At 58.8% G+C, this 18,873-nt stretch carries 16 protein-coding genes; 7 read left to right on the top strand and 9 right to left on the bottom strand.

Annotated elements, in window-relative coordinates; genetic code table 11:
* The 3 genes from JWR14_RS10765 to JWR14_RS10755 all read right to left on the bottom strand — a co-directional run.
* The coding region (locus JWR14_RS10765; RefSeq protein WP_299705693.1) for an FAD-dependent oxidoreductase at positions 1 to 308 on the bottom strand (308 nt) is incomplete at its 3' end.
* Positions 309 to 340: 32 nt separating this feature from the next.
* A complete protein-coding gene (locus tag JWR14_RS10760) occupies positions 341 to 1,639 on the bottom strand; it encodes an MFS transporter (protein WP_299705690.1) in 1,299 nt (432 codons plus the stop codon).
* A gap of 119 nt (positions 1,640 to 1,758) precedes the next feature.
* A complete protein-coding gene (locus JWR14_RS10755; protein ID WP_299705687.1) occupies positions 1,759 to 2,370 on the bottom strand; it encodes an XRE family transcriptional regulator in 612 nt (203 codons plus the stop codon).
* 230 nt (positions 2,371 to 2,600) lie between these two features.
* Between JWR14_RS10755 and JWR14_RS10750 the strand changes: the two genes are divergently transcribed.
* The gene (locus JWR14_RS10750; RefSeq protein ID WP_299705684.1) at positions 2,601 to 3,929 is read left to right on the top strand and encodes an LLM class flavin-dependent oxidoreductase; all 1,329 of its coding nucleotides are present in this window, start codon (positions 2,601 to 2,603) and stop codon (positions 3,927 to 3,929) included.
* 106 nt (positions 3,930 to 4,035) lie between these two features.
* On the opposite strand, the gene JWR14_RS10745 is transcribed toward JWR14_RS10750, so the two are convergent.
* Positions 4,036 to 5,181 carry a porin gene (locus JWR14_RS10745; RefSeq protein ID WP_299705682.1) on the bottom strand — a complete coding sequence of 382 codons (1,146 nt, stop codon included), beginning with the start codon at positions 5,179 to 5,181 and terminating at the stop codon, positions 4,036 to 4,038.
* 748 nt (positions 5,182 to 5,929) lie between these two features.
* On the opposite strand from JWR14_RS10745, the gene JWR14_RS10740 reads away from it, so the two are divergent.
* The 5 genes from JWR14_RS10740 to JWR14_RS10720 all read left to right on the top strand — a co-directional run bounded on the left by JWR14_RS10740 (position 5,930) and on the right by JWR14_RS10720 (position 9,721).
* The gene (locus JWR14_RS10740; RefSeq protein ID WP_299705679.1) at positions 5,930 to 6,241 is read left to right on the top strand and encodes a DUF4148 domain-containing protein; all 312 of its coding nucleotides are present in this window, start codon (positions 5,930 to 5,932) and stop codon (positions 6,239 to 6,241) included.
* 278 nt (positions 6,242 to 6,519) lie between these two features.
* On the top strand, positions 6,520 to 6,732 hold the full coding sequence (locus JWR14_RS10735) for a DUF4148 domain-containing protein (RefSeq protein ID WP_299705676.1): 213 nt from the start codon (positions 6,520 to 6,522) through the stop codon (positions 6,730 to 6,732).
* A gap of 134 nt (positions 6,733 to 6,866) precedes the next feature.
* Positions 6,867 to 7,547 (top strand): response regulator transcription factor, encoded by a 681-nt coding sequence (locus tag JWR14_RS10730; RefSeq protein ID WP_299705673.1) that lies wholly within the window; start codon positions 6,867 to 6,869, stop codon positions 7,545 to 7,547.
* Positions 7,548 to 7,568: 21 nt separating this feature from the next.
* On the top strand, positions 7,569 to 8,984 hold the full coding sequence (locus JWR14_RS10725; RefSeq protein ID WP_299705670.1) for a HAMP domain-containing sensor histidine kinase: 1,416 nt from the start codon (positions 7,569 to 7,571) through the stop codon (positions 8,982 to 8,984).
* A 59-nt stretch (positions 8,985 to 9,043) separates the two neighbouring features.
* A complete protein-coding gene (locus JWR14_RS10720) occupies positions 9,044 to 9,721 on the top strand; it encodes a response regulator transcription factor (protein ID WP_299705667.1) in 678 nt (225 codons plus the stop codon).
* 480 nt (positions 9,722 to 10,201) lie between these two features.
* On the opposite strand, the gene JWR14_RS10715 is transcribed toward JWR14_RS10720, so the two are convergent.
* On the bottom strand, positions 10,202 to 10,465 hold the full coding sequence (locus tag JWR14_RS10715) for a DUF4148 domain-containing protein (RefSeq protein WP_299705664.1): 264 nt from the start codon (positions 10,463 to 10,465) through the stop codon (positions 10,202 to 10,204).
* Between the two features lie 371 nt (positions 10,466 to 10,836).
* Between JWR14_RS10715 and JWR14_RS10710 the strand changes: the two genes are divergently transcribed.
* On the top strand, positions 10,837 to 12,015 hold the full coding sequence (locus tag JWR14_RS10710; protein WP_299705662.1) for a porin: 1,179 nt from the start codon (positions 10,837 to 10,839) through the stop codon (positions 12,013 to 12,015).
* Positions 12,016 to 12,105: 90 nt separating this feature from the next.
* On the opposite strand, the gene JWR14_RS10705 is transcribed toward JWR14_RS10710, so the two are convergent.
* From JWR14_RS10705 to JWR14_RS10690, 4 genes are all read right to left on the bottom strand, one after another.
* Positions 12,106 to 13,521, bottom strand: a complete 1,416-nt coding sequence (locus JWR14_RS10705) for an efflux transporter outer membrane subunit (protein WP_299705659.1) — start codon at positions 13,519 to 13,521, stop codon at positions 12,106 to 12,108.
* The gene (locus JWR14_RS10700) at positions 13,514 to 14,713 is read right to left on the bottom strand and encodes an efflux RND transporter periplasmic adaptor subunit (protein WP_299705656.1); all 1,200 of its coding nucleotides are present in this window, start codon (positions 14,711 to 14,713) and stop codon (positions 13,514 to 13,516) included. The genes JWR14_RS10705 and JWR14_RS10700 overlap by 8 nt, the downstream gene beginning before the upstream one ends.
* Positions 14,703 to 17,933 (bottom strand): efflux RND transporter permease subunit, encoded by a 3,231-nt coding sequence (locus JWR14_RS10695; protein ID WP_299705653.1) that lies wholly within the window; start codon positions 17,931 to 17,933, stop codon positions 14,703 to 14,705. Before JWR14_RS10695 ends, JWR14_RS10700 begins: the two co-directional genes overlap by 11 nt.
* Positions 17,934 to 18,177: 244 nt before the next feature.
* Positions 18,178 to 18,852, bottom strand: coding sequence for a response regulator transcription factor (locus JWR14_RS10690; protein WP_299705650.1), 675 nt, complete (start codon positions 18,850 to 18,852; stop codon positions 18,178 to 18,180).
* Between the last annotated feature and the right edge of the window lie 21 nt (positions 18,853 to 18,873).

The following is an 18,873-nucleotide window of genomic DNA, read 5'->3' as shown; positions in this document are numbered from 1 at the left end:
TGACGTGCCATCTCCTTGTCCGTTTCCGCCAGATAGGCGAGGCCGGTGCGCCGATAACCCACGTTGATGCGCGCCTGGATGTCCGCCCACATATCGTTCGCGATGGCAGATAGCGGCAACTCCTTCTGATCGCGCCCGACCGTACGGATCCATCCCCAGTTGCGCGACGACTGCTCGCCTGCGAGCGCGCCTTTTTCGAATACAGCAACGCGTACTCCTTTGCGCGCCAGCGCGAGTGCCGTGCTGATGCCAATAATGCCGCCCCCGACGATCGCAACGTCGATCTTCGCAGGCAATGTCGAACGCATGTTATGTCCTTGAAAATAAGCGGTGATTGATCTCAGTGAGCGCGGCTTCGGCTTGCCGACAAACCCACTAGCGCAACTACCCCGATCACGATCACGTAATACGCCGGCGACATGATGCTGCCCGTTTGCGCAACAAGGAAGCCGACGACGAGTGGTGTAACGCCACCAAAAAACGTCTGCGATGCAACGTAGGCGATCGACACACCCGTCGTCCGGCACGACGTTGGAAATAGCTGCGACAGCAACGAGCCGACTGGCGCGTAATAGAAGCTGTAGAACACCAGCGACATCGCGCACTGAAACAGGATCAGCGACTGGAACGAGGGCGTATGCGTCAGCACGAAGAACATGGGGAAGATCATGATCAACCCGGCGATCAACGCAATCCGCATGACCTTGATGGTGCCGAACCGGTCAGCAGCCAGTCCGCCGAAGATCGGGAAGATCGTGCTGACAAGCCCGCTGAAGATGGATGCGATGAAAGCGGAGTCCTTAGCTATCCCGAGGTTATTGATGGCGAACGTCGGCATATAGATATTAAGAAAGCTTGCTACGTTCCCCGCCGCCACCACAGCCGCTCCAATGAGCAGGAAGCGTTTGTGAGAGGTAAAGACTTCGGCCAGCGGCCGATGCGGCGTGTCCGCGACTTCTTCGAACTCGCGCGTCTCGTTGATCTTGGTGCGTATATAGAGTCCCACCGGACCAATCAGGCAGCCGAAGATGAACGGCGTGCGCCATCCCCACGAATCGACCTGCTCTTGCGAAAGATAATGATTGATCAGGTAAGCAAACAGCGAAGCGGTCAGCACCGCCAAGCCCGAGGTCGAGAACTGCAGGCTGGCGAAGAACGCTTTCGTGCGCGAGTTTTGCTCGGTCAAATAAGAGTTGGCGCAGCCGAATTCGCCGCCGACCGAGAACCCCTGCAGCAAGCGTCCGAACACGAGCAGGGCGGGCGCCCATGCACCAATGACCCGATACGTCGGAATCACCGCCATCAGGAAGGTGCCGCATAGCATCAGGAACGCAGCAATGGTCAGCGCGGCGCGGCGGCCGCGCTTATCGGCGTAGATGCCCAGCACGACTGCGCCAACGGGCCGTATGACGTAGGCACTCGCAAAGGTCAGCAGGCTATATAACAAGGCCGACTGCGGGTTGCCGGTGGGGAAAAACAGGCGCGAGATGGTGATCGCGAACATGGCGTAGACGAGCAGGTCGAACCACTCGAAAAACGTGCCGACGTTCGCCGCCACCACGTCACGAATCTTGTGCGTGGAGGCTTGCGTGGTTGATGGAATGCCGCCCGAGCCGATACTGCCGATCGCCTGTTTCATCTTTGCGTCCTGTGCTTTACGTCTTGTGTAGTGAGCACCGGCCGGTCAGCGCGCGGTGTGTGCAGTACAGCTAAGTAGGCGCACAAGACTGGCCGCGCCCGGGCGAAATTCCAAACGTTCTAAACGTAGAAGTGATTGCTGTTGATGACAAGAATGGTGGTGGGCGACTCCCAGCCGTTCTCCCATCTATACCGGTGGCCTGACGGAAAACCATATATGTCCCCGGCTTCCAGCAGCATTTCCTGGTCGTCAACGAACAGGCGCAGCTTGCCGCGCACGACGTAGCCAATCTTGTCGCCGGTCTGCAGGACGAAGTTCACGTCGGACACAGCGCCCGCGCCGATCTCCATCAGGAACCCTTCCATGACCGAGCAACCCGCCGGTGTCACTCGATATTTAGTGACGCCGCCCACGCTCACTGGCTTGCGGTCCGCGAGCCGTACGACAAAGTCCGCGCCTGGTCCGTCTTGCGGAGCAGTCGCTCCACGCTCGTCGAACAACGCGGCGCCATCCACGCCGAGTGCATGGCAGATGCTGCGAAGGACACGAATGGAAGGAGAACTGATGCCGCGCTCGATCTGGCTAAGCATGCTGACGGACAGGCCAGCTTGCTCTGACACGTGCTTGAGGCGCAGGTCCTGCGCCTTGCGCATGGCACGCAAGCGACCGCCGATGACCACGTCTTGCTCGTGTACAGGGGCGTTCGTCAGCGGCACGGAGTCTTCAGACACAGGCTTCGCCTTATAGATCTTTGTATGAGCAGTGTTTTGAAAATTACACTGTGATGAAGTTTCTGTCAAAAAATTATTGTTTTCAAGCAAACAATAAGGATCTGGTGAAATTTTCAGCTAAATTATCCGGACGATGCCGTGACGTGGCCGAAGACAAATACCCGCGATTCTTCAGGTGATTCGCCCGCCGTCACCTGTGAGGAACAGCTTCCCGATCAAGGAAACTAGCCATGCTGAACGACCGCAAGATCAAGCTGGGTTTGTCGATGCGCTACCTCGGCTACCACGTTGCCGCCTGGCGGCATCCTGATGTGCCTGCCGACGGAGCCGTGCACTTCGACTACTTCCTGAAGAGCGCCATTAAGGCTGAGGCCGCCAAGCTCGACATGATTTTTTTCGCCGATGGCCTCGGCATACGCGCGTCAGATGAACCGGCCGGGTCGCTCTGCCGGGACATGCGCAACGTGGAACTGGAACCCCTGACACTGCTCGCGGCCCTTGGCGTATGTACCCAGCACATTGGCCTTGTTGCTACGGCATCAACTACGTATAACGAGCCGTTTCACGTCGCACGGAAGTTCGCGTCGATCGACCAGATCAGCGGCGGTCGCGCGGGATGGAACGTCGTCACCTCCTGGTCGGAGCAGGAAGCCTGGAATTTCAGCCGCGACACGCATCTTGGTTATGCGGAACGCTTTGAGCGGGCCGATGAATTCGTCGATGTCGTCAAAGGCCTGTGGGATAGTTGGGAGGACGATGCGTTCATCCGCGACAAGGCAAGCGGCGTGTTTTACGAGCCGTCGAAGTTGCACACGCTAAACCACAAGGGCAAGCATTTCAGCGTCAGGGGGCCATTGAATGCGGCACGTACGCCGCAAGGACGTCCGATCATTGTCCAGGCAGGCGGCTCAGAGGCGGGCCGGGAACTCGCGGCGAAGGACGCGGACGTTATCTATAGCAACGCGTTCGAACTGGCGCCCGCAAAGGCCTTCTACGACGACGTAAAAGCGCGCCTGGCTAAACATGGGCGAACACCGGATCAACTGCTGATCATGCCGGGGGTCACGCTGTACGTCGGCAAGACGCGCGAGGAAGCACAGGCGAAATTCGATGCGCTCCAGGCACTGATCGATCCGCTAAGCGGACTCGCGATGCTGCATAGTTATCTCGGTGATCTGTCCGCCTACGATGTCGACGGTCCCGTGCCCGAGGTTGCGATCAGCAGCAATCAGGTGCGCAGCATTGCCGAAAACCTGTTGCATCTGGCGCGTAAAGACAAGCTGAGTATCCGGCAGCTTTATCAGACCGTGGCGGCAGGAAATGGCTGTCGTGTGTTGATTGGCACACCGGCTGAAGTGGTGGACGATCTGCAGCACTGGTTCGAGAGTGGGGCCGCCGACGGCTTTAATATTTGTCCGGCAACGTTGCCGCAAGGAATTGACGATCTTGCCGAGCTGGTGATTCCTGAAATGCGTCGTCGTGGTTTGTTTCGAGCGGAATATGAGGGCACCACGTTACGGCAGAACCTTGGTTTGAAGCCCGTGGTGTTCGGCGCTTAGCGATGCAATGGTGGCAATAAATAAATGCTTGCAGCTCGTTGCTTGGACTTACACAACAAGCTGCAAGCGGGACAACGATCAGCGTCGCCCCACTAACGCGAAAGAATCAGAACCTGTGTGTCATCGCCAACCGAGCCATCAACTGATTGCCGGTTGAGGAGATGCCTGACGAACCCGGGATATCCGCATTGTCGAATTGGGTTCCCGTGTTGCCATTCACGTGTTGATAAGCTCCCTGGATATAGACCGACGTACGCGTGCTAAGGTCGTAGTCAAGCATCAAGGCGAATTGATTGTATTTGGGCATCGACCGTCCGGTCGTAGTGGAAATGTGCGCGAACGTATAAGTGTAAGACGCCGCCATCCAGAAATCAGGCTTGAAGAAGTACTGGCCATTGACTTCGAAGTTGTCGAACTTCCACGAGTTCTGCGTACCCGCCACCGGCTGCTCCGTAAAGTACAGGTTGCTCGTCGGATTGTAGACATCCACATGCGAATACGCGAACGCTAACATCGCCTTGTTCGCGAAGGTGTACGACACGCCTGCGTCAATATTCTGCTGCGAGTCAGCCGTAAAGATGGTTGTATCGTTGGACACCGCGCCCGAAGCATTGGCTCCGCCGCTATTGGTCTTCATGTACGCGAGCGCCGCGGCAAAGCCCCCCATCTTGTAGGTGCCCGCGGCACTGTACATGCGGTTCGTCGCGAACCCGCCTGCCTGGTTGCTGAAGCCATACATGGCTTCGCCAGTAAAGCCGCTAACAGTCGGCGACACATACTTGACCGAGTTCTGGATACGATAATCCCAGTCGGAGTTATCGTTGTCGAATGGGTGTGCCGCGAGATCGCCAATGGTGTTGCCCGCAGCGGTGAACCCGCTCCACATGTCGACGGTGGGATCGTACTGGCGACCCATGGTGAACGTACCATACTGAGCCGACGACAAGCCAACGTAAGCTTGACGGCCGAACTCAAGACCGCCTTGACCTAGTTGCCCGTTGTTCGTATTGAAGCCATTCTCCAGGAGAAAGATTCCCTTCAACCCATTGCCCAGGTCCTCACTGCCTTTCAGGCCCCAACGGCTGCCCACGGTGTCACCGCTGACCATTTCATAACCGCGATGGCCTTGACCGTTGCTTGTAAAGTCAAACCCCTCGTCAATCAAGCCATAGAGCGTGACGCTGCTTTGCGCGTGCGCGACGGTGCTCAGGAAAATTGCCGGAATCGCGGCGGCTAGCAAGGTTTTCTTCATGTTTTCCAATCCCAATGTATAGATTCAGATGCGTGTGTGTCGCTTGATGTCGTTTGATGTCGTTTCCTGCCGCGCGAACTTGCCGACGAAATTAAGACTTCATGAAAGCGCCCACGGAGGTTAATGAGCCGTTATTCATAGCTGCGGCGACTAACTGAAATTCAGACTTTCAGGTGACGGAAGAACGCGTGCTAAAGACCGTTGCGGCTTGCTGGCAAGGCAAAGGCGCAACGCTTGAGGATTTAGGAGGAGAGGGACAAGAACGATGCCTGTCGTGAATCCGATACAGCCAACTTCCAAAGAATATGAATTGATGTATCGGGACTTTGCCCCGGCACAGCGCAGAAGCCGCATACGCGCCGCCAAAAAAAGGGGCGTGAAGATGCGGCTTCCCGACATGCAGGGCGTGACGTATGAAATGTGGTTTGTAAGGGAAGCGAGCCTTCATGCAAGCGGCGTGTTAACGCCACGCCATTCGCCGGCCCCTGTACTTCTGAACACAGTGTGCTGTTGCTGGTTCGTTCAAGGCATGCTCGATAACAGCTGACCCTGACCGCTGGCCCAAGCTTGCGTCGCAGCCTCTGTGCTTACCCGGTGCTTACCTTAGCGAACCTTAAATTACTCTTCATGTTACAGCAGACTTTCCGTTGCAATCAGTTCGCTATCCTGAATCTCGTCACCTGTCGCTAAACAAAACCAGTCGGGTGCGGGCGACTATTCAACACCGCTAACTTTACGGAGAACACCCATGAAACGCCTTTCTGCTGCATTGATTACGTTTTCACTCGCCCTTACCAGCGCATCAGCCCTGGCTGCCCCAAGTCTCACGCAGGCCGAGTGTCACGACTACCCGTTCACGCCGCTCAAGCACACCGTCACGCATAAACAACTGATGCAGGAGTTAAGCGAACTAGAAGCGGTCGGGTATCAGCCGACTTCCGATGACAACGAATATCCGGACAATCTGCAAACCGCCGAAGCCAAGCTGCACCAGGAATTTCGTCACGACTGCATGCCGGCGCAGGTCGCAGGCGACCCGGCCAGTCCGTCCGCAAACTAAGTCCTGAGCATTGCCGTGCATGACCGTGGCCGTGGCCGAAGCGTCGACGAAGCAAGCCGCCAATTCGACATGGCATGCCAAGTAATGGTTCACAAAATTTTCGATGCGCCCTTAGAGGTTTTGCCCTAAGCACATTTCGGTAAATATCTTTTCATGAAGCAGATGACGGACCGTTAAGGGTCACCGCGTAGTCTCAACACCGTCAACACCGTCAACACCGTCGCGACGCCATTTGCGGACAGCGGCGCTCAATTCATAGGTTCCCCAGGAGTAGCGACATGAAAAATTTTTTTTTCGCAGCAAGCCTTCTCTCATGCGTCGTGTGTTCTTCAGCATTTGCCCAGTCACCGGCGAAACCCGCTCAAGACCAATCATGGAAGCCGCCTGTTTCCACGCTCACCCGCGCGCAGGTTGAGCGCTCGCTCGTTCGCGCCGAAAAAGATGGTCAGCTTAATTATCTCGATACAGTGGTTTTTCGCGGTGGCCATTAAGGTCAGGTAGCTTTCTGATGCCTGTCCGTCAATTTCATTCGCCGATCCCCTCGAGTCGGTTGTGGCATCATTTACCCTCTGGAAGTGCAGATGGTGCCCGGTTTTCTGCCGGTGCCGACTTGGGATTGGGAACAATGACGACGCGAGTGCTTACGGTAGAGGACGATCCGCTAGCAGCGAATGAGATCGTGGAAAATCTTGAAAAATGCGGGTTCGAGGTGGACTGGGTAGATAACGGACCCGACGGTCTCGCCCGGGCGATGAGCGGCGAGTATGACGTGATCATGCTCGACCGCATGCTCCCGGGACTCGACGGCCTGACTATCCTCACCACCTTGAGAACGGTTGGCGTACAGGCGCCGGTGTTGATGCTAAGTGCGCTTGGCGACGTAGACGAACGCATTCGCGGCCTGCGTGCAGGCGGTGACGATTACCTGACCAAGCCGTTTAATTCAGACGAACTCACCGCACGTCTCGAAGTATTGTTGCGACGCCGGCGCGAGACGCCCGCACGCAATGAAACAACGCTGAACGCAGGACCGCTTCTCATCGACCTGATCTCGCGCAAGGTGACACGCGACGGCATTGAAGTGTCGCTGCTGCTAACCGAGTACCGGATCCTGGAGTTCATGATGCGGCACGCCGGCCAAACCATCACGCGCACCATGCTGTTCGAAGCAGTGTGGGGTTATCACTTCGATCCCGGCACGAACCTGATCGACGTTCACATGGGACGCTTGCGCAAGAAGATCGATCCCCCCGGTGCTACAGCAACGATTCAGACCGTGCGTGGTTCGGGCTACATCCTGACGTGATCCATCTCCTATAAGAACACCTTGGCTGACTCAACGAATCGAACGCATCCCGTAGAATTGGGGCGCCGCTGGCATAACACGACCTTCAGGTGGCTTTCGGTCTACGCCGTGATCTTCGCGCTGTCGGTCATGGTGCTGATCGGATTTATCGGCTGGTCTGCAACCACGCGCATGGAGTTCGACGCGGACTCGGTGCTGCATTGGCAGCTCTTCTACTTCGGGTCCATCGATGACCCGGAACTTCCGGCGACCATTCATCGGCGCACGGAAGGCGAACACCTGAATACAAACTACTTCGGGCTGTTCGCCGCCGACGGCACGCATCTCGCCGGTGATATCCGCGTGTTGCCGTCAGACCTGCCGCTCGACCGTCAAGGTCATACGCTCAACAGCAGCCTGACCCTCGCCAACCAGGCAAAGTCGCCGGTTGTGCGGGCCATGGGCATACGGCGGCAGAGCGGCGAACAGATCGTGGTGGCCCGCGACCTCACGCAAGTGCTGCACGTTCGCGAGACGATGATCAATGCGTTGGTTGGTGGGGGTTTGTTATGTTTGCTGGTGAGCATAGCCAGTGGCTTGTTGCTCAACCTTCGGCAGATGCGGCGTGTCCGTGATATTCGCAACGTAACCTTGCGGATCGCCGAGGGTGACCTGAACCGGCGTTTGCCGATCGGCGGACGAGACGAGCTGGACATGCTCGCCCATCTGGTGAATCACATGCTCGAGGAAATTGAACGGCTGATGACGGAGGTCAAGAGCGCATGCGACGGAATAGCGCATGACTTGCGTACTCCCGCCGCGCATATTCGCACCTTGCTCGCCAATGTGGCTGAACGCATGCATGTGATCCAGGACGACGGCGTCGCTCAAATGCTCGACCGTGCGCGCGTTGAAGCCGACATGCTGCTCGATCGTTTCGGTGCGATGCTCCGCATTTCGGAGATTGGCGCATTGAAGCGGCGTGGTGGTTTTTCGTCGGTGGATCTCACTACGCTGGTTAATGAGTTAAGCGAACTGTATGAACCGCTCGCCGAGGACCGGGGAATTAGCTGGGCGGTGGTGGTCGAACAGGTTCCCACGGTGCATGGCGATCGGGCGTTGCTATTCGAAGCATTCAGTAACTTGCTCGACAACGCGATCAAGTTCGCGCCTGACAACGGGGCCGTGCGTATTGAACTGACGGATCATCCGCAGGGTGCGGTACTGGTCATTTCGGACAATGGTCCAGGTATTCCGGAGCGCGAGCGGGAAGCGGTATTGCAGCGCTTCTACAGAGCCGATCAGACGCGTCATCTGGCAGGCTCGGGACTTGGTCTCAGCATTGTGTCGGCCGTGATGCGGCTGCACGATTTCGCGCTTCGTGCTGGCGCGAATGGTACCGGTACCACCCCCGGCACGACCATGACGGTCGAATGCTGGCCCCACGCGCTCGAATGATGCGCATGGTGATCGTCGAGTTTCCCTGATTAACTGATTAACGAGTAAGAGCCACCCCTATGCGAGTTCTACTCATTTCCACCGTCTGCGCTGAAGGCGCTTATCTGCATAAGGCTCTACGTGAAAGCGCGCACAGCCTGCAAATGACCGACGACTTGCGCGACGGGCTTCATCTTGCATCGCACGATACCTTTGACGCGGTCCTGATCGTGGCGGTCGATACTGAATCCATTTGCAACCTGGCTACGCTCTTGTCCGATTTCGCGGGTTTGCCGGGTTCGCCCGCGATCCTGGTCGTCCTTGGTCGCGCGACGCCTGTAGAAAGAGCGCGCATGCTGCGCGCTGGTGCGGACGCGTGCTTCGTGCAGCCGTATTCGTTTATCGAAATGCAGGAGCGGATGCTGGCGTTGTATCGATCGTCGGCGCAGGGCTCGGGCGACTCCACGCTCGACCTTTCATTGAGGCTGGATCCGCTTACGCGGGAGCTGGTGGAAGGAGACAAGCGCTTCCCCCTGACCAAGCGCGAGTTCCTGTTGATTGAGTCGCTGCTGCGCCAGCCCGATGCCCCCGTCGCGCGCGACCAGTTGATCCGGTATGCGTGGCCTGACAAGGACGTCGTGGACCCGTCGAGCGTGAATCTGGTTGTCTCACGGCTGCGCCGCAAGCTTGAGTTGCATACCTTCGGTGCGCGTCTTGAAACCGTCAGCCGCTTCGGTTATCAGATCAACACGACATAACGGTCGCCTGTTCGTGCCTTTTCCGTTTCTCGATCAAACGTTTGAAAGTGCGTAAAAATTCGCAAGCGCGATACTCCCGTGCAGGCAGCACGCGCATCACGCTACACATCACGTACGCATGGTTGGGGCGAGATCAGGAACCGAAGAAAGGCTGGCAGTAATCCACCGGCCCCACACACGCATTAGGATCGGTCGACGCGCCTTGCATCGACGCGCAACCGGCGAGGGAAAGGCCCAACGCCAGTGCGCACAGTGGCAATCGCAGGGCGGAGAGTATGCGTCTTAACCGGCTCATGGCATCACCTTGGCGAAAACGCCTGTCACTCGAATCTATGGTTGAACGTAAGCATTGCGGCGAATCAGGATGTGCGCCGGGAGTGCATGACCGAAGGCGTAAAGCCGCGGCGGCGGCACGGGGAACGGTTATCGCGCCCCCGCTCATTGCATCCGTCACGGCCGGCGGCGATTGACGCTTCATGCCTAGTGATGCCAGTACAACGTGCGGTTCAGGTAGTCGAGTTGGCCATCCTGTTCGGACTTCACGAGTTCCTGATAAACCTCGGCGCGTGTTTTAGGCGCAATGGTTTCTCCATCGGGGGGTACCCATTGACCTGTCTGGGCAAGGGTGGTGGGAGCGGCTACCTGAACAGGCGCCTGAGCCGGGGCCGTGCTCTGTGCAAAGGCTGAGCCAGTGGTGGCCAGGCCGGTGCAGGCAAAGGTGAGGGCGATCATCATGGTTTTCATGGTGCTTTCCTAAAAGTCCGTTTAATGAGTGACCGGGCTTCGATGCAGAGCTGCGATCGTTGTCCGGTGAATGCAGATTAACGAGTCGGCCCTGTCGGGAAAGACGCTCAAATGTGAAGAGTTGTTTATGTAGAGCGGTTTATGAACCGTAAAAACTTCGGCTAAATAACATCGGATAACTAAATTAAATATTTTGTGTCTGCTTTATAAATTATTCTTCATGAAGTAGCGCAATTCCGACACGTCCACGTCATGCCCGCCGCCTAAATTTGCCCCGGTCCGCATGGCGAGTCGGGCGGCTGCACTTCGCCATCCTGTCTCCACCGTGCCGGGGAGCGGAACAGCAGCCGCATCATCCTGGAATTGCACACATGAACAAAGCGTTGATCGCCTCCTTGAGCCTGATCGCGGCTGCGGTCTCTCAAGCCGCGAACGCACAAAGCAGCGTTACCCTGTACGGCACACTTGATACGGGTATCGACTATATTTCCAACCAGAAAGCCGCAACGGGCGGCAATGCCGCGTGGGGCTTGCAAAGCGGCAACGTGAGCACGAATCGATGGGGACTGAAGGGCACGGAAGATCTTGGCGGCGGTCTCGCGGCGGTGTTCGACCTCGAGAACGGTTTTAACATCGACAACGGCAAGCTCTCGAACGGCGGCGACGAGTTTGGCCGTCAGGCATGGGTCGGTATTTCAAGCTCCGCTTACGGAACTGTTACGCTGGGCCGTCAGTACGACTCCATGGTGGACTTCGTGGCGCCGTTGTCGGCAACCGGCTCGGGCTTCGGCGGCAACATAGCCGATCACCCGTTCGACAATGACAACCTGAACAACGACTTCCGCATGAACAATGCGGTGAAGTTTCGCAGCGTGAACTACGGCGGGCTCGTGTTTGGCGGTGCGTACGCCTTCAGCAATTCATCGAATGGCTTCAGCAACAACAACGCCTATACGGCGGGCGCGTCGTATAACAACGGTCCCTTGAGTCTTGCTGCAGCGTACTTCCAGGCTAACAATCCGGGCGGGGTCACGCCCCCGGCCAACACGGGTGGCGCGCTCTCAAGCGGCGACGGTAATGCGACGCTGGTCGGCGGCCGCCAGCGCATCATGGGCGCCGGTGCACGTTACGTCATTGGTCCCGCGACCATCGGCGCCGTGTTCACGCGCACGACGCTCGACGACCCGAGCGAGATCTCGCAGGGCGGCGCTTACACGGCGCTTTCCGGCAACAAGCTCACGTTTAACAACTATGAACTGAACGCTCGGTACGCCTTGACGCCGGCATTGACCCTGGGCGGCTCGTACACGTTCACCGACGGCAGGTTCGACACCGCCACGTCGAGCCTCTCGCCGAAGTGGAACGCGTTCATGCTGCAAGCGGACTACGCGCTGAGCCGCCGTACCGACGTCTACCTTGAAGGCGTCTACCAGCATGCAACCGGGGCAACGGGCGTGAACGCACTCGGCAATGCGTCGATCTACAATCTGGCCGCATCCTCGAACGGCAAGCAGGCGGTGGTAGCAGCAGGGGTCCGACTGCGCTTCTGATTCTGCCCGTGCGGGGTACGACGTAAAAACGCCGCCGGGGTCATGAACTGCACCCCGGCGGCGTTCTCACTTCTGCGGCTGAAATAAGCTTCAGGCGGGCTTCCCGGTCCATCCCCCACCCAGCGCCAGGATCAGTGAAACGGAGGCCGTCAGCTGCCGCGTACGCAGGTCCAGCGACGAAATTTGCGCGGTCAGTTCAGTCGTCTGCGCCGTCACCACATCCAGATAGCTCACGACACCGTCGCGATACTGCGACGTCGCCAGCGCGAGCGTCTGCTGCGCGGCGCTCAACGCCTGATCCTCATTGACCGATTCATCGCCGAGATGATGCAGCAGCGCCAAGCCGTCCTCGACCTGCTGGAACGCGACGAGCACGGTCTGGCGGTACTTCGCACCATTCTCGGCGAGTTGCGCCCGCGAATTGGCCACGGCTGCGCTGCGCTTGCCGCCATCGAAAATAGTGAAAAGCAACTGCGGTCCCACCGACCAGATTTCGTTGGGTGCCGCCAGCCAGGGCGAGAAGGTATCGCTTTGATATCCGCCGTCCAGGCCGAGTGAAATGTCAGGATAGAACGCGGCCTTCGCCACGCCAATATTTGCGTTCGCCGCGGCCACCTGCCGCTCGGCCGCCGCAACATCGGGCCTGCGTTGCAAGAGTGTTGAAGGCAGCCCGAGCGGAACGTGGGGCAGATAGTTGAACCCGACGTCCGGCGCCAACGAGAACGACGATGCCGGCGTTCCCGTGAGCGTCGCAACGGCATGTTCGAGCAGCGCGCGGCTCGCCTGGGTATCGTCGGCGGCGGCACGGGCGGATGCGAGTTGCGTCTGTGCCCGCGACACGTCCATGCCGGAGGCCAGGCCGCCGTTGTGACGGCTCACGGTCAGCTTCAGCGCACGCTTGTAGGTGTCGATGGTGTCGTTGAGCAGCTTGGCGCGCTGATCGAGGCCGCGCAGTTCGAAATAAGTCGACGCAAGGCTCGCCTGCAGGCTGAGGCGAAGCGACGCGAGATCGTCGGCACTGGCTTCTTCCTGTGAACGGCCCGCGCTTACCTGATTGCGCACCTTGCCCCACAAATCAAGGTCATAGCCTATACCGACATCGACCGTGGCCGAGTTGTAAGCCGTCGGCTGATCCGTGCCGCGCAACGGCCTGTTATCCGATTGCCGTTGCCGCGAGACATCGGATTCAGCACCAATGGTCGGGAACAGTCCGGAACGCGCTTCCTGAAGGTCCGCGCTCGCTTCATCATGCCGGGCAACCGCTGCGGCCACATTCGGATTGGCTGTGGCAATCTTCGCTTCGAGCGCGCTCAATGCCGGATCGCGATACATCGTCCACCAGCCATCACGCGGGATGCGATCGGCGGGATGTGCCGGTTGCCACGGACCGGCTTCCTTGAAGGTGGTGGGGATCGCCGTGGCGGGCACCTTGTAGGTGGGCGCGAATGAACACGCGTTCAGTGCGGCAGCGCAGGCCACCGCTACCAGGAGACGGCGCTTAACCATGCTCATGCTCCGGCTGCCCGGTCGCCGCGGTGGCCACCGCCGTCGCGGCTCTACGTACGAGTTCGCCTTCAGCAAGCGAGTCCGGCGGGTTGTCGATGATCCGGTCGCTTGCCGACAGTCCCGATGCAATCAGGACATGGGTGCCGAGGTCCGTCGCGATCTTCACGTCTTTCAAATGCACGTGGTTGTCTGGATCGATGACCGCAACCTGCATGTTGTTGGTGCGGAAGATCAGCGAGCTGGCTGGCACCAGCAACGCACTGCCTGTGTTCGGCAGTGCGAAGTGAACCTGGGTGTATTCACCGGGCAGCAACAGGCCCGATGAATTGTCCACCGATAACTGCACCAGCAGCGTGCCGGATGCGGGCGTGATGGCGTCATCGGTATCCACGAGTTTCGCGTCGAAGGTCATGCCCGGACGTTCCGGCACGGTCAGCTTGGCAGTGAGCCCTGGTTTGATCGCTGCTGCGTCGCTTTGCGGCACGTTCACATAGAGCCGGAGGCGGCGCGCGTCGGAGACGGCGAACAACTCGGGGCCGGTACCGCCGCCCGCATCGATCAACGCGCCGATGTCGGTTTTGCGCGCGGTCACAATACCGTCGAACGGCGCTGTGATGCGCTTGAATGACTCGAGCGCTTCGAGGCGCGCGACGTTGGCGCGGCTGGCGTCGACAGTCGCCTGCTTCGCGGTCAGGTCGCTGGTCTTTTCATCGGCGTCCTGCTGCGAAACCGAGTCCTGCTTCAGCATCTGCGTCCAGCGTCTTGCGGTGGTCGCCGCGAGGTTTTCGTTCGCGACTGTATTGGCGAGGTCGGCTCGTGCCTGCTGCAGTTGCTGATCTAGATCGGGCGTGTCGATCAGGCCTAGCAGCTGACCCGCCTTCACGTGCGTGCCGATGTCGGCGTACCACGTTTGCAGGTAGCCCGACACGCGGGCATAGATCGGCGCATTGACGAAGGCCGCGAGCTGTCCCGGCAGTTCCAGTGACTGCTCGGCCGCGGGCAACTGGGGCGTGACGGTCGCCACCGTCGGGACCGCTTGCGCGTCAGTCCAGGTCGTCAGGTCACGCTCGGCGTGCGAGCGGCTGATGATGCCGTCGGTCACCACCCCCGCGGCAATCAACGCGACGATCACGCTGACCAACTTCAGATGACGCAAGCGCTTAGGGGGATTGATTTCAATTTCAGTGGACATGCGATTCTCCCGATCCGGAAAGTTGGTGATCCTCTTGAGTCTTGTCGTTGCGATGCACAAGGCTGAATACGACGGGGACGAACAGCAGCGTGGCGATAGTGGCGCACATCAGGCCGCCGATCACCGCACGCCCGAGCGGGGCGTTTTGTTCGCCGCCGTCGCCGAGGCCCAAAGCCATCGGCAACATCCCGATGATCATCGCGAGCGCAGTCATCAGCACCGGGCGAAACCGCGTGAAGCCTGCTTCCATCGCGGCAACTAGTGCGTTGCCGGTAATGGCGAGCCGTTCGCGGGCGAAGGTGACGACCAGAATGGAATTCGCCGTGGCCACCCCCATGCAAAGGATCGCGCCAGTCAGCGCAGGGACGGACAGTGGCGTATGCGTAATGAACAGCATCCACACGATGCCCGCTAGTGCCGCTGGCAAGGCGGTCACGATCACGAACGCATCACTCCACGAATGGAAGTTCACCACGATCAGCAAGTAGATCAGCACGATTGCCGCGACCAGGCCGAGGCCCAGTCCCATGAACGCGCTGTTCATGGTCTGAACCTGGCCACGCACGGTCACTTGCGACCCCTTCGGTACTTCCTTCGTGGTCTGGTGCACGACCGAGTTGATCTGCGCCGCAACGGCGCCGAGATCCCGGCCTTGCGTGGTCGCATAGATATCGAACAGGGGCTGGATGTTGTAGTGCGAGACAACCGCATCACCCACGCCGCGTTTTATCGTAGCGATGCCGCCGAGAATCTGTGCCTCACCGGTTTTGCCGGTGACCATCAGGTTGCCGAGATCGTTGAGCGAGGTCATGCGGTATTCCGGGGTTTGCGCAACCACCGCATACGACACGCCGTTGAGCGGGTTGAGCCAGTAGGTCGGCGCCACCTGGCTCGTGCCCGAGAGATTGGCCACTACCGAGTTGGTTACGTCGCCCTCGGTGATGCCCAGTTCGTTGGCACGTGTCCGGTCAACCGAGACGGTGAACTGCGGATAGGTTGTGGCCTGTTGAATACGCGTGTCGGCAATGCCCGGAATCAGTTGTACCTTGCGCAGTAGTTGCTGCGCATACGCGTAGTTGCCGGCTTGATTCGGACCGGCGACCTGGATATCGATCGGGGCGGGTGAACCGAAGTTAAGAATTTGCGAAATGATGTCGGCCGGCAGGAACGAGAAGGTCACACCCGGATAGGCACGCGGCAGCAGCCTGCGCAATTTCTTGACGTACTCGGCCGTTGGCGCGTGGTCCTCGTTAAGCGAGATGAGGATGTCGCCGTCTGAAGGTCCCATCGTGCCGCTGTTGTTATAGGTTATGTTGATGCCGCTGTTGGGCAGGCCGATGTTGTCGATGACAGCACGCAACTGGTTCGGCGGAATGGTCCGGCGAACGGTGTCCTCGACATGATCGAAGAGGTCTGCGGTCTGCTCGATCCGCAAGCCGACCGGACCCCGCACATGCAACGCGATTTCACCCGAGTCGATGTTCGGAAAGAAGTTTCGCCCAAGATAAGGTGACAATAAAAAGGACGCTGCGACCACCGAGAGGAAGCCGATTATGAAAAGCTTGCGGCTGCTGAGCGCCATCCCCAGCAGGATGCGGTACATGCCGCGAAAGCGCCCGAACAGTGCTTCAAAGCCGCGCTGGAACCGGACCAGCGGATTTTTCGAAGGCGCGTGATGCGTCGTGCCGTGCGGGTCCATGCTCGCGGCAAGCTCACCGGACGCATGACCGCCTGACACGTGCGGCCGCAGCAGGTATTGCGCCATCATCGGCACGAAGGTACGTGAGAGCACAAACGAGGCGATCATGGCGAAGATCACGGCCTCGGCCATGGGCACGAACAGGAAACGTGCAATACCGTCGAGCAGCAGCATGGGTACGAACACAATGCAGATGCACAGCAGTGAGACCAGCGCAGGCGTCACGATCTGTGCGGCGCCGTCGAGGATTGCGTCCCTGACAGGCTTGCCCTGTTCCAGATGCCAGTTGATATTTTCAATGGTGACAGTCGCGTCGTCGACGAGAATACCCACCGCAAGCGCGAGTCCTCCGAGCGTCATGACATTAAGCGTCTCGCCCATCGCCGAAAGCGCTGCAATAGCGGCTAGCACGGCAAGCGGGATGGACGACGCAATGATCAGCGTGGAGCGCCAGCTTCCCAGGAACAACAGGATCATGAGCGAGGTGAGGGCAGCGGCAATGATGCCTTCGCGCGCCACGCCGCTAACCGCACCCTTCACGAATACGGACTGATCGCCCATGGTCTCGAGCTTGAGGCCAGGCGGCAGGGTCTCGCGAATCAGCGGCAGCTTCGCCTTGACGCCCGCGATAATGTCGAGCGTGGAGGCCGAACCGTTTTTCAGAATGCTCATCAGCACGGCGCGGTGGCCGTCGAGACGCACGATATTGCTCTGCGGAGGATTGCCGTCGCGAACGTGTGCTATATCCCGGATATAGATGGTTGCGCCATTGATGGTCTTGACGGGCAGGTTGTTGAGTTCGTCAAGCGCAAGCGGACTGTTGTTCAGCTTGATGTTGTATTGGAAGTCGCCAATCTTCTCGGTCCCCGCCGGCACGATCTGGTTTTGCTGCGCCAACGCGTTCGCGACGTCCGTAGCGGACAGCCGGTCCGCCTGCAATGCGTTCGGATCGAGGTCGATCTGTACCTCTCGCGTCTTGCCGCCATACGGCGTCGGAATCGCCACGCCGGGTACGCTCAGCAGCGCAGGTCGAATGAAGTTGGTAGCGTAGTCGGCGAGCTTCTGCTCATCAAGTGTGTTGCTGGTGAGTGCGATCTGCAGGACCGGAACTGTCGATGCGTTGTAGTTCAGGATTTGAGGTGGCGTGATGCCCGGCGGCATTTGCTTGAGCACCGTCTGCGAGACCGAAGTTACCTGAGCAGTCGCCGTCCGGATGTCGACGGTCGGCTGGAAGAAGATCTTGACGATGCCATAACCGCTGAACGACTGCGACTCAATATGCTCGACGTCGTTGACAGTGGTTCCCAGGGTACGTTCGTAGTACGTGACAATCCGTCCCGACATGTCGTCCGGTTGAAGCCCTGCATAGTTCCAGATGACACTGATGACGGGAATGCGGATATCGGGGAAGATGTCCGTCGGCGTACGGAGTGCCGCGAGCGGGCCGATCAACACGATCAGCATCGCCAGCACGATGAACGTATAGGGCCGAGTCAAAGCTAATCGGACAATTTTCAACATTGAGAACGGCTCCGTGCAGGGCGCGCATGGTTCGCGCTGACATTAGTGACTTGATGGCTTAAAGAAATCGGACTGATTGCCCGATGACAGCGCCGGTGTCAGTCATTCTGGAAGGATCGGGTTAACACCCACGCGCGGGAAAAATGAAACTAGTTTTAGTTTCGGCAAGGAGGAGGGCATGACAAAATTCGAGCGCAGTCACAAGGCGCCAAACACCTTGTGGTTACGCTCGATGTTGAAGGAGTTAGTCCAGCAAATAGCCTGAGCCGCGAATCGTGCGAATCGCTGGGCGGCCACTGGAGTCGTCCACTTTTTTTCTCAGACGCCCCACGTGGACATCGATCAGGTTGGTGCCCGGATCGAAACGGCAGCCCCACACGCCCTCGAAGATCATGGTACGTGTCAGCACCTGGCCAACATGACGCATCATGAATTCGAGTACGCGAAACTCGGTCGGCTGCAGGTCAAGCACGCGACCGTGAAGCGTGGCGCGGCGGCGCACGAGATTGAGCTCAAGACCATGCACGCGCAAGACTGTGTCGTCGGATGCAGGTCCGGCCTTGCGTCGAAGCAAGGCTTCCACTCGGGCGCGCATTTCATCGTGAGAGAAGGGCTTGGTGAGATAGTCGTCGGCACCTGCCCGTAGCCCGCGCACGCGATCATCCACGTGACTCATTGAACTGACGACCAACACAGGCGTGTCTATGCCAACGCCTCGCATGGTCGTCACAATGGTGAGACCATCCAGGTCCGGCAACATGCGATCAAGCGTGACGATGTCGTAACCGCCGCCAATGGCCTTGGCGATACCGTCGCGGCCTGTGCGGGCAACCTGGACCGTATAGCCCGGTGCGGGTAATGCACGCAACACTTCCTGCGCCATCAGTTCGTCGTCTTCTATGGCAAGTACTTTCGGCATTACAACGCGCTCCAGAGTGGG

The organism is Caballeronia sp. (assembly GCF_028292365.1).
Classification (GTDB): Bacteria; Pseudomonadota; Gammaproteobacteria; order Burkholderiales; family Burkholderiaceae; genus Caballeronia.
This window is presented reverse-complemented; position numbering and strand designations above follow the sequence as displayed.

Coding starts and splice junctions, on each gene's coding strand:
- JWR14_RS10750 (WP_299705684.1), top strand. CDS start 2,601: ATGCTGAACGACCGCAAGATCAAGCTGGGTTTGTCGATGCGCTACCTC.
- JWR14_RS10695 (WP_299705653.1), bottom strand. CDS start 17,933: ATGTTGAAAATTGTCCGATTAGCTTTGACTCGGCCCTATACGTTCATC.
- JWR14_RS10735 (WP_299705676.1), top strand. CDS start 6,520: ATGAAAAATTTTTTTTTCGCAGCAAGCCTTCTCTCATGCGTCGTGTGT.
- JWR14_RS10720 (WP_299705667.1), top strand. CDS start 9,044: ATGCGAGTTCTACTCATTTCCACCGTCTGCGCTGAAGGCGCTTATCTG.
- JWR14_RS10730 (WP_299705673.1), top strand. CDS start 6,867: ATGACGACGCGAGTGCTTACGGTAGAGGACGATCCGCTAGCAGCGAAT.
- JWR14_RS10760 (WP_299705690.1), bottom strand. CDS start 1,639: ATGAAACAGGCGATCGGCAGTATCGGCTCGGGCGGCATTCCATCAACC.
- JWR14_RS10705 (WP_299705659.1), bottom strand. CDS start 13,521: ATGGTTAAGCGCCGTCTCCTGGTAGCGGTGGCCTGCGCTGCCGCACTG.
- JWR14_RS10715 (WP_299705664.1), bottom strand. CDS start 10,465: ATGAAAACCATGATGATCGCCCTCACCTTTGCCTGCACCGGCCTGGCC.
- JWR14_RS10710 (WP_299705662.1), top strand. CDS start 10,837: ATGAACAAAGCGTTGATCGCCTCCTTGAGCCTGATCGCGGCTGCGGTC.
- JWR14_RS10700 (WP_299705656.1), bottom strand. CDS start 14,713: ATGTCCACTGAAATTGAAATCAATCCCCCTAAGCGCTTGCGTCATCTG.
- JWR14_RS10745 (WP_299705682.1), bottom strand. CDS start 5,181: ATGAAGAAAACCTTGCTAGCCGCCGCGATTCCGGCAATTTTCCTGAGC.
- JWR14_RS10690 (WP_299705650.1), bottom strand. CDS start 18,852: ATGCCGAAAGTACTTGCCATAGAAGACGACGAACTGATGGCGCAGGAA.
- JWR14_RS10740 (WP_299705679.1), top strand. CDS start 5,930: ATGAAACGCCTTTCTGCTGCATTGATTACGTTTTCACTCGCCCTTACC.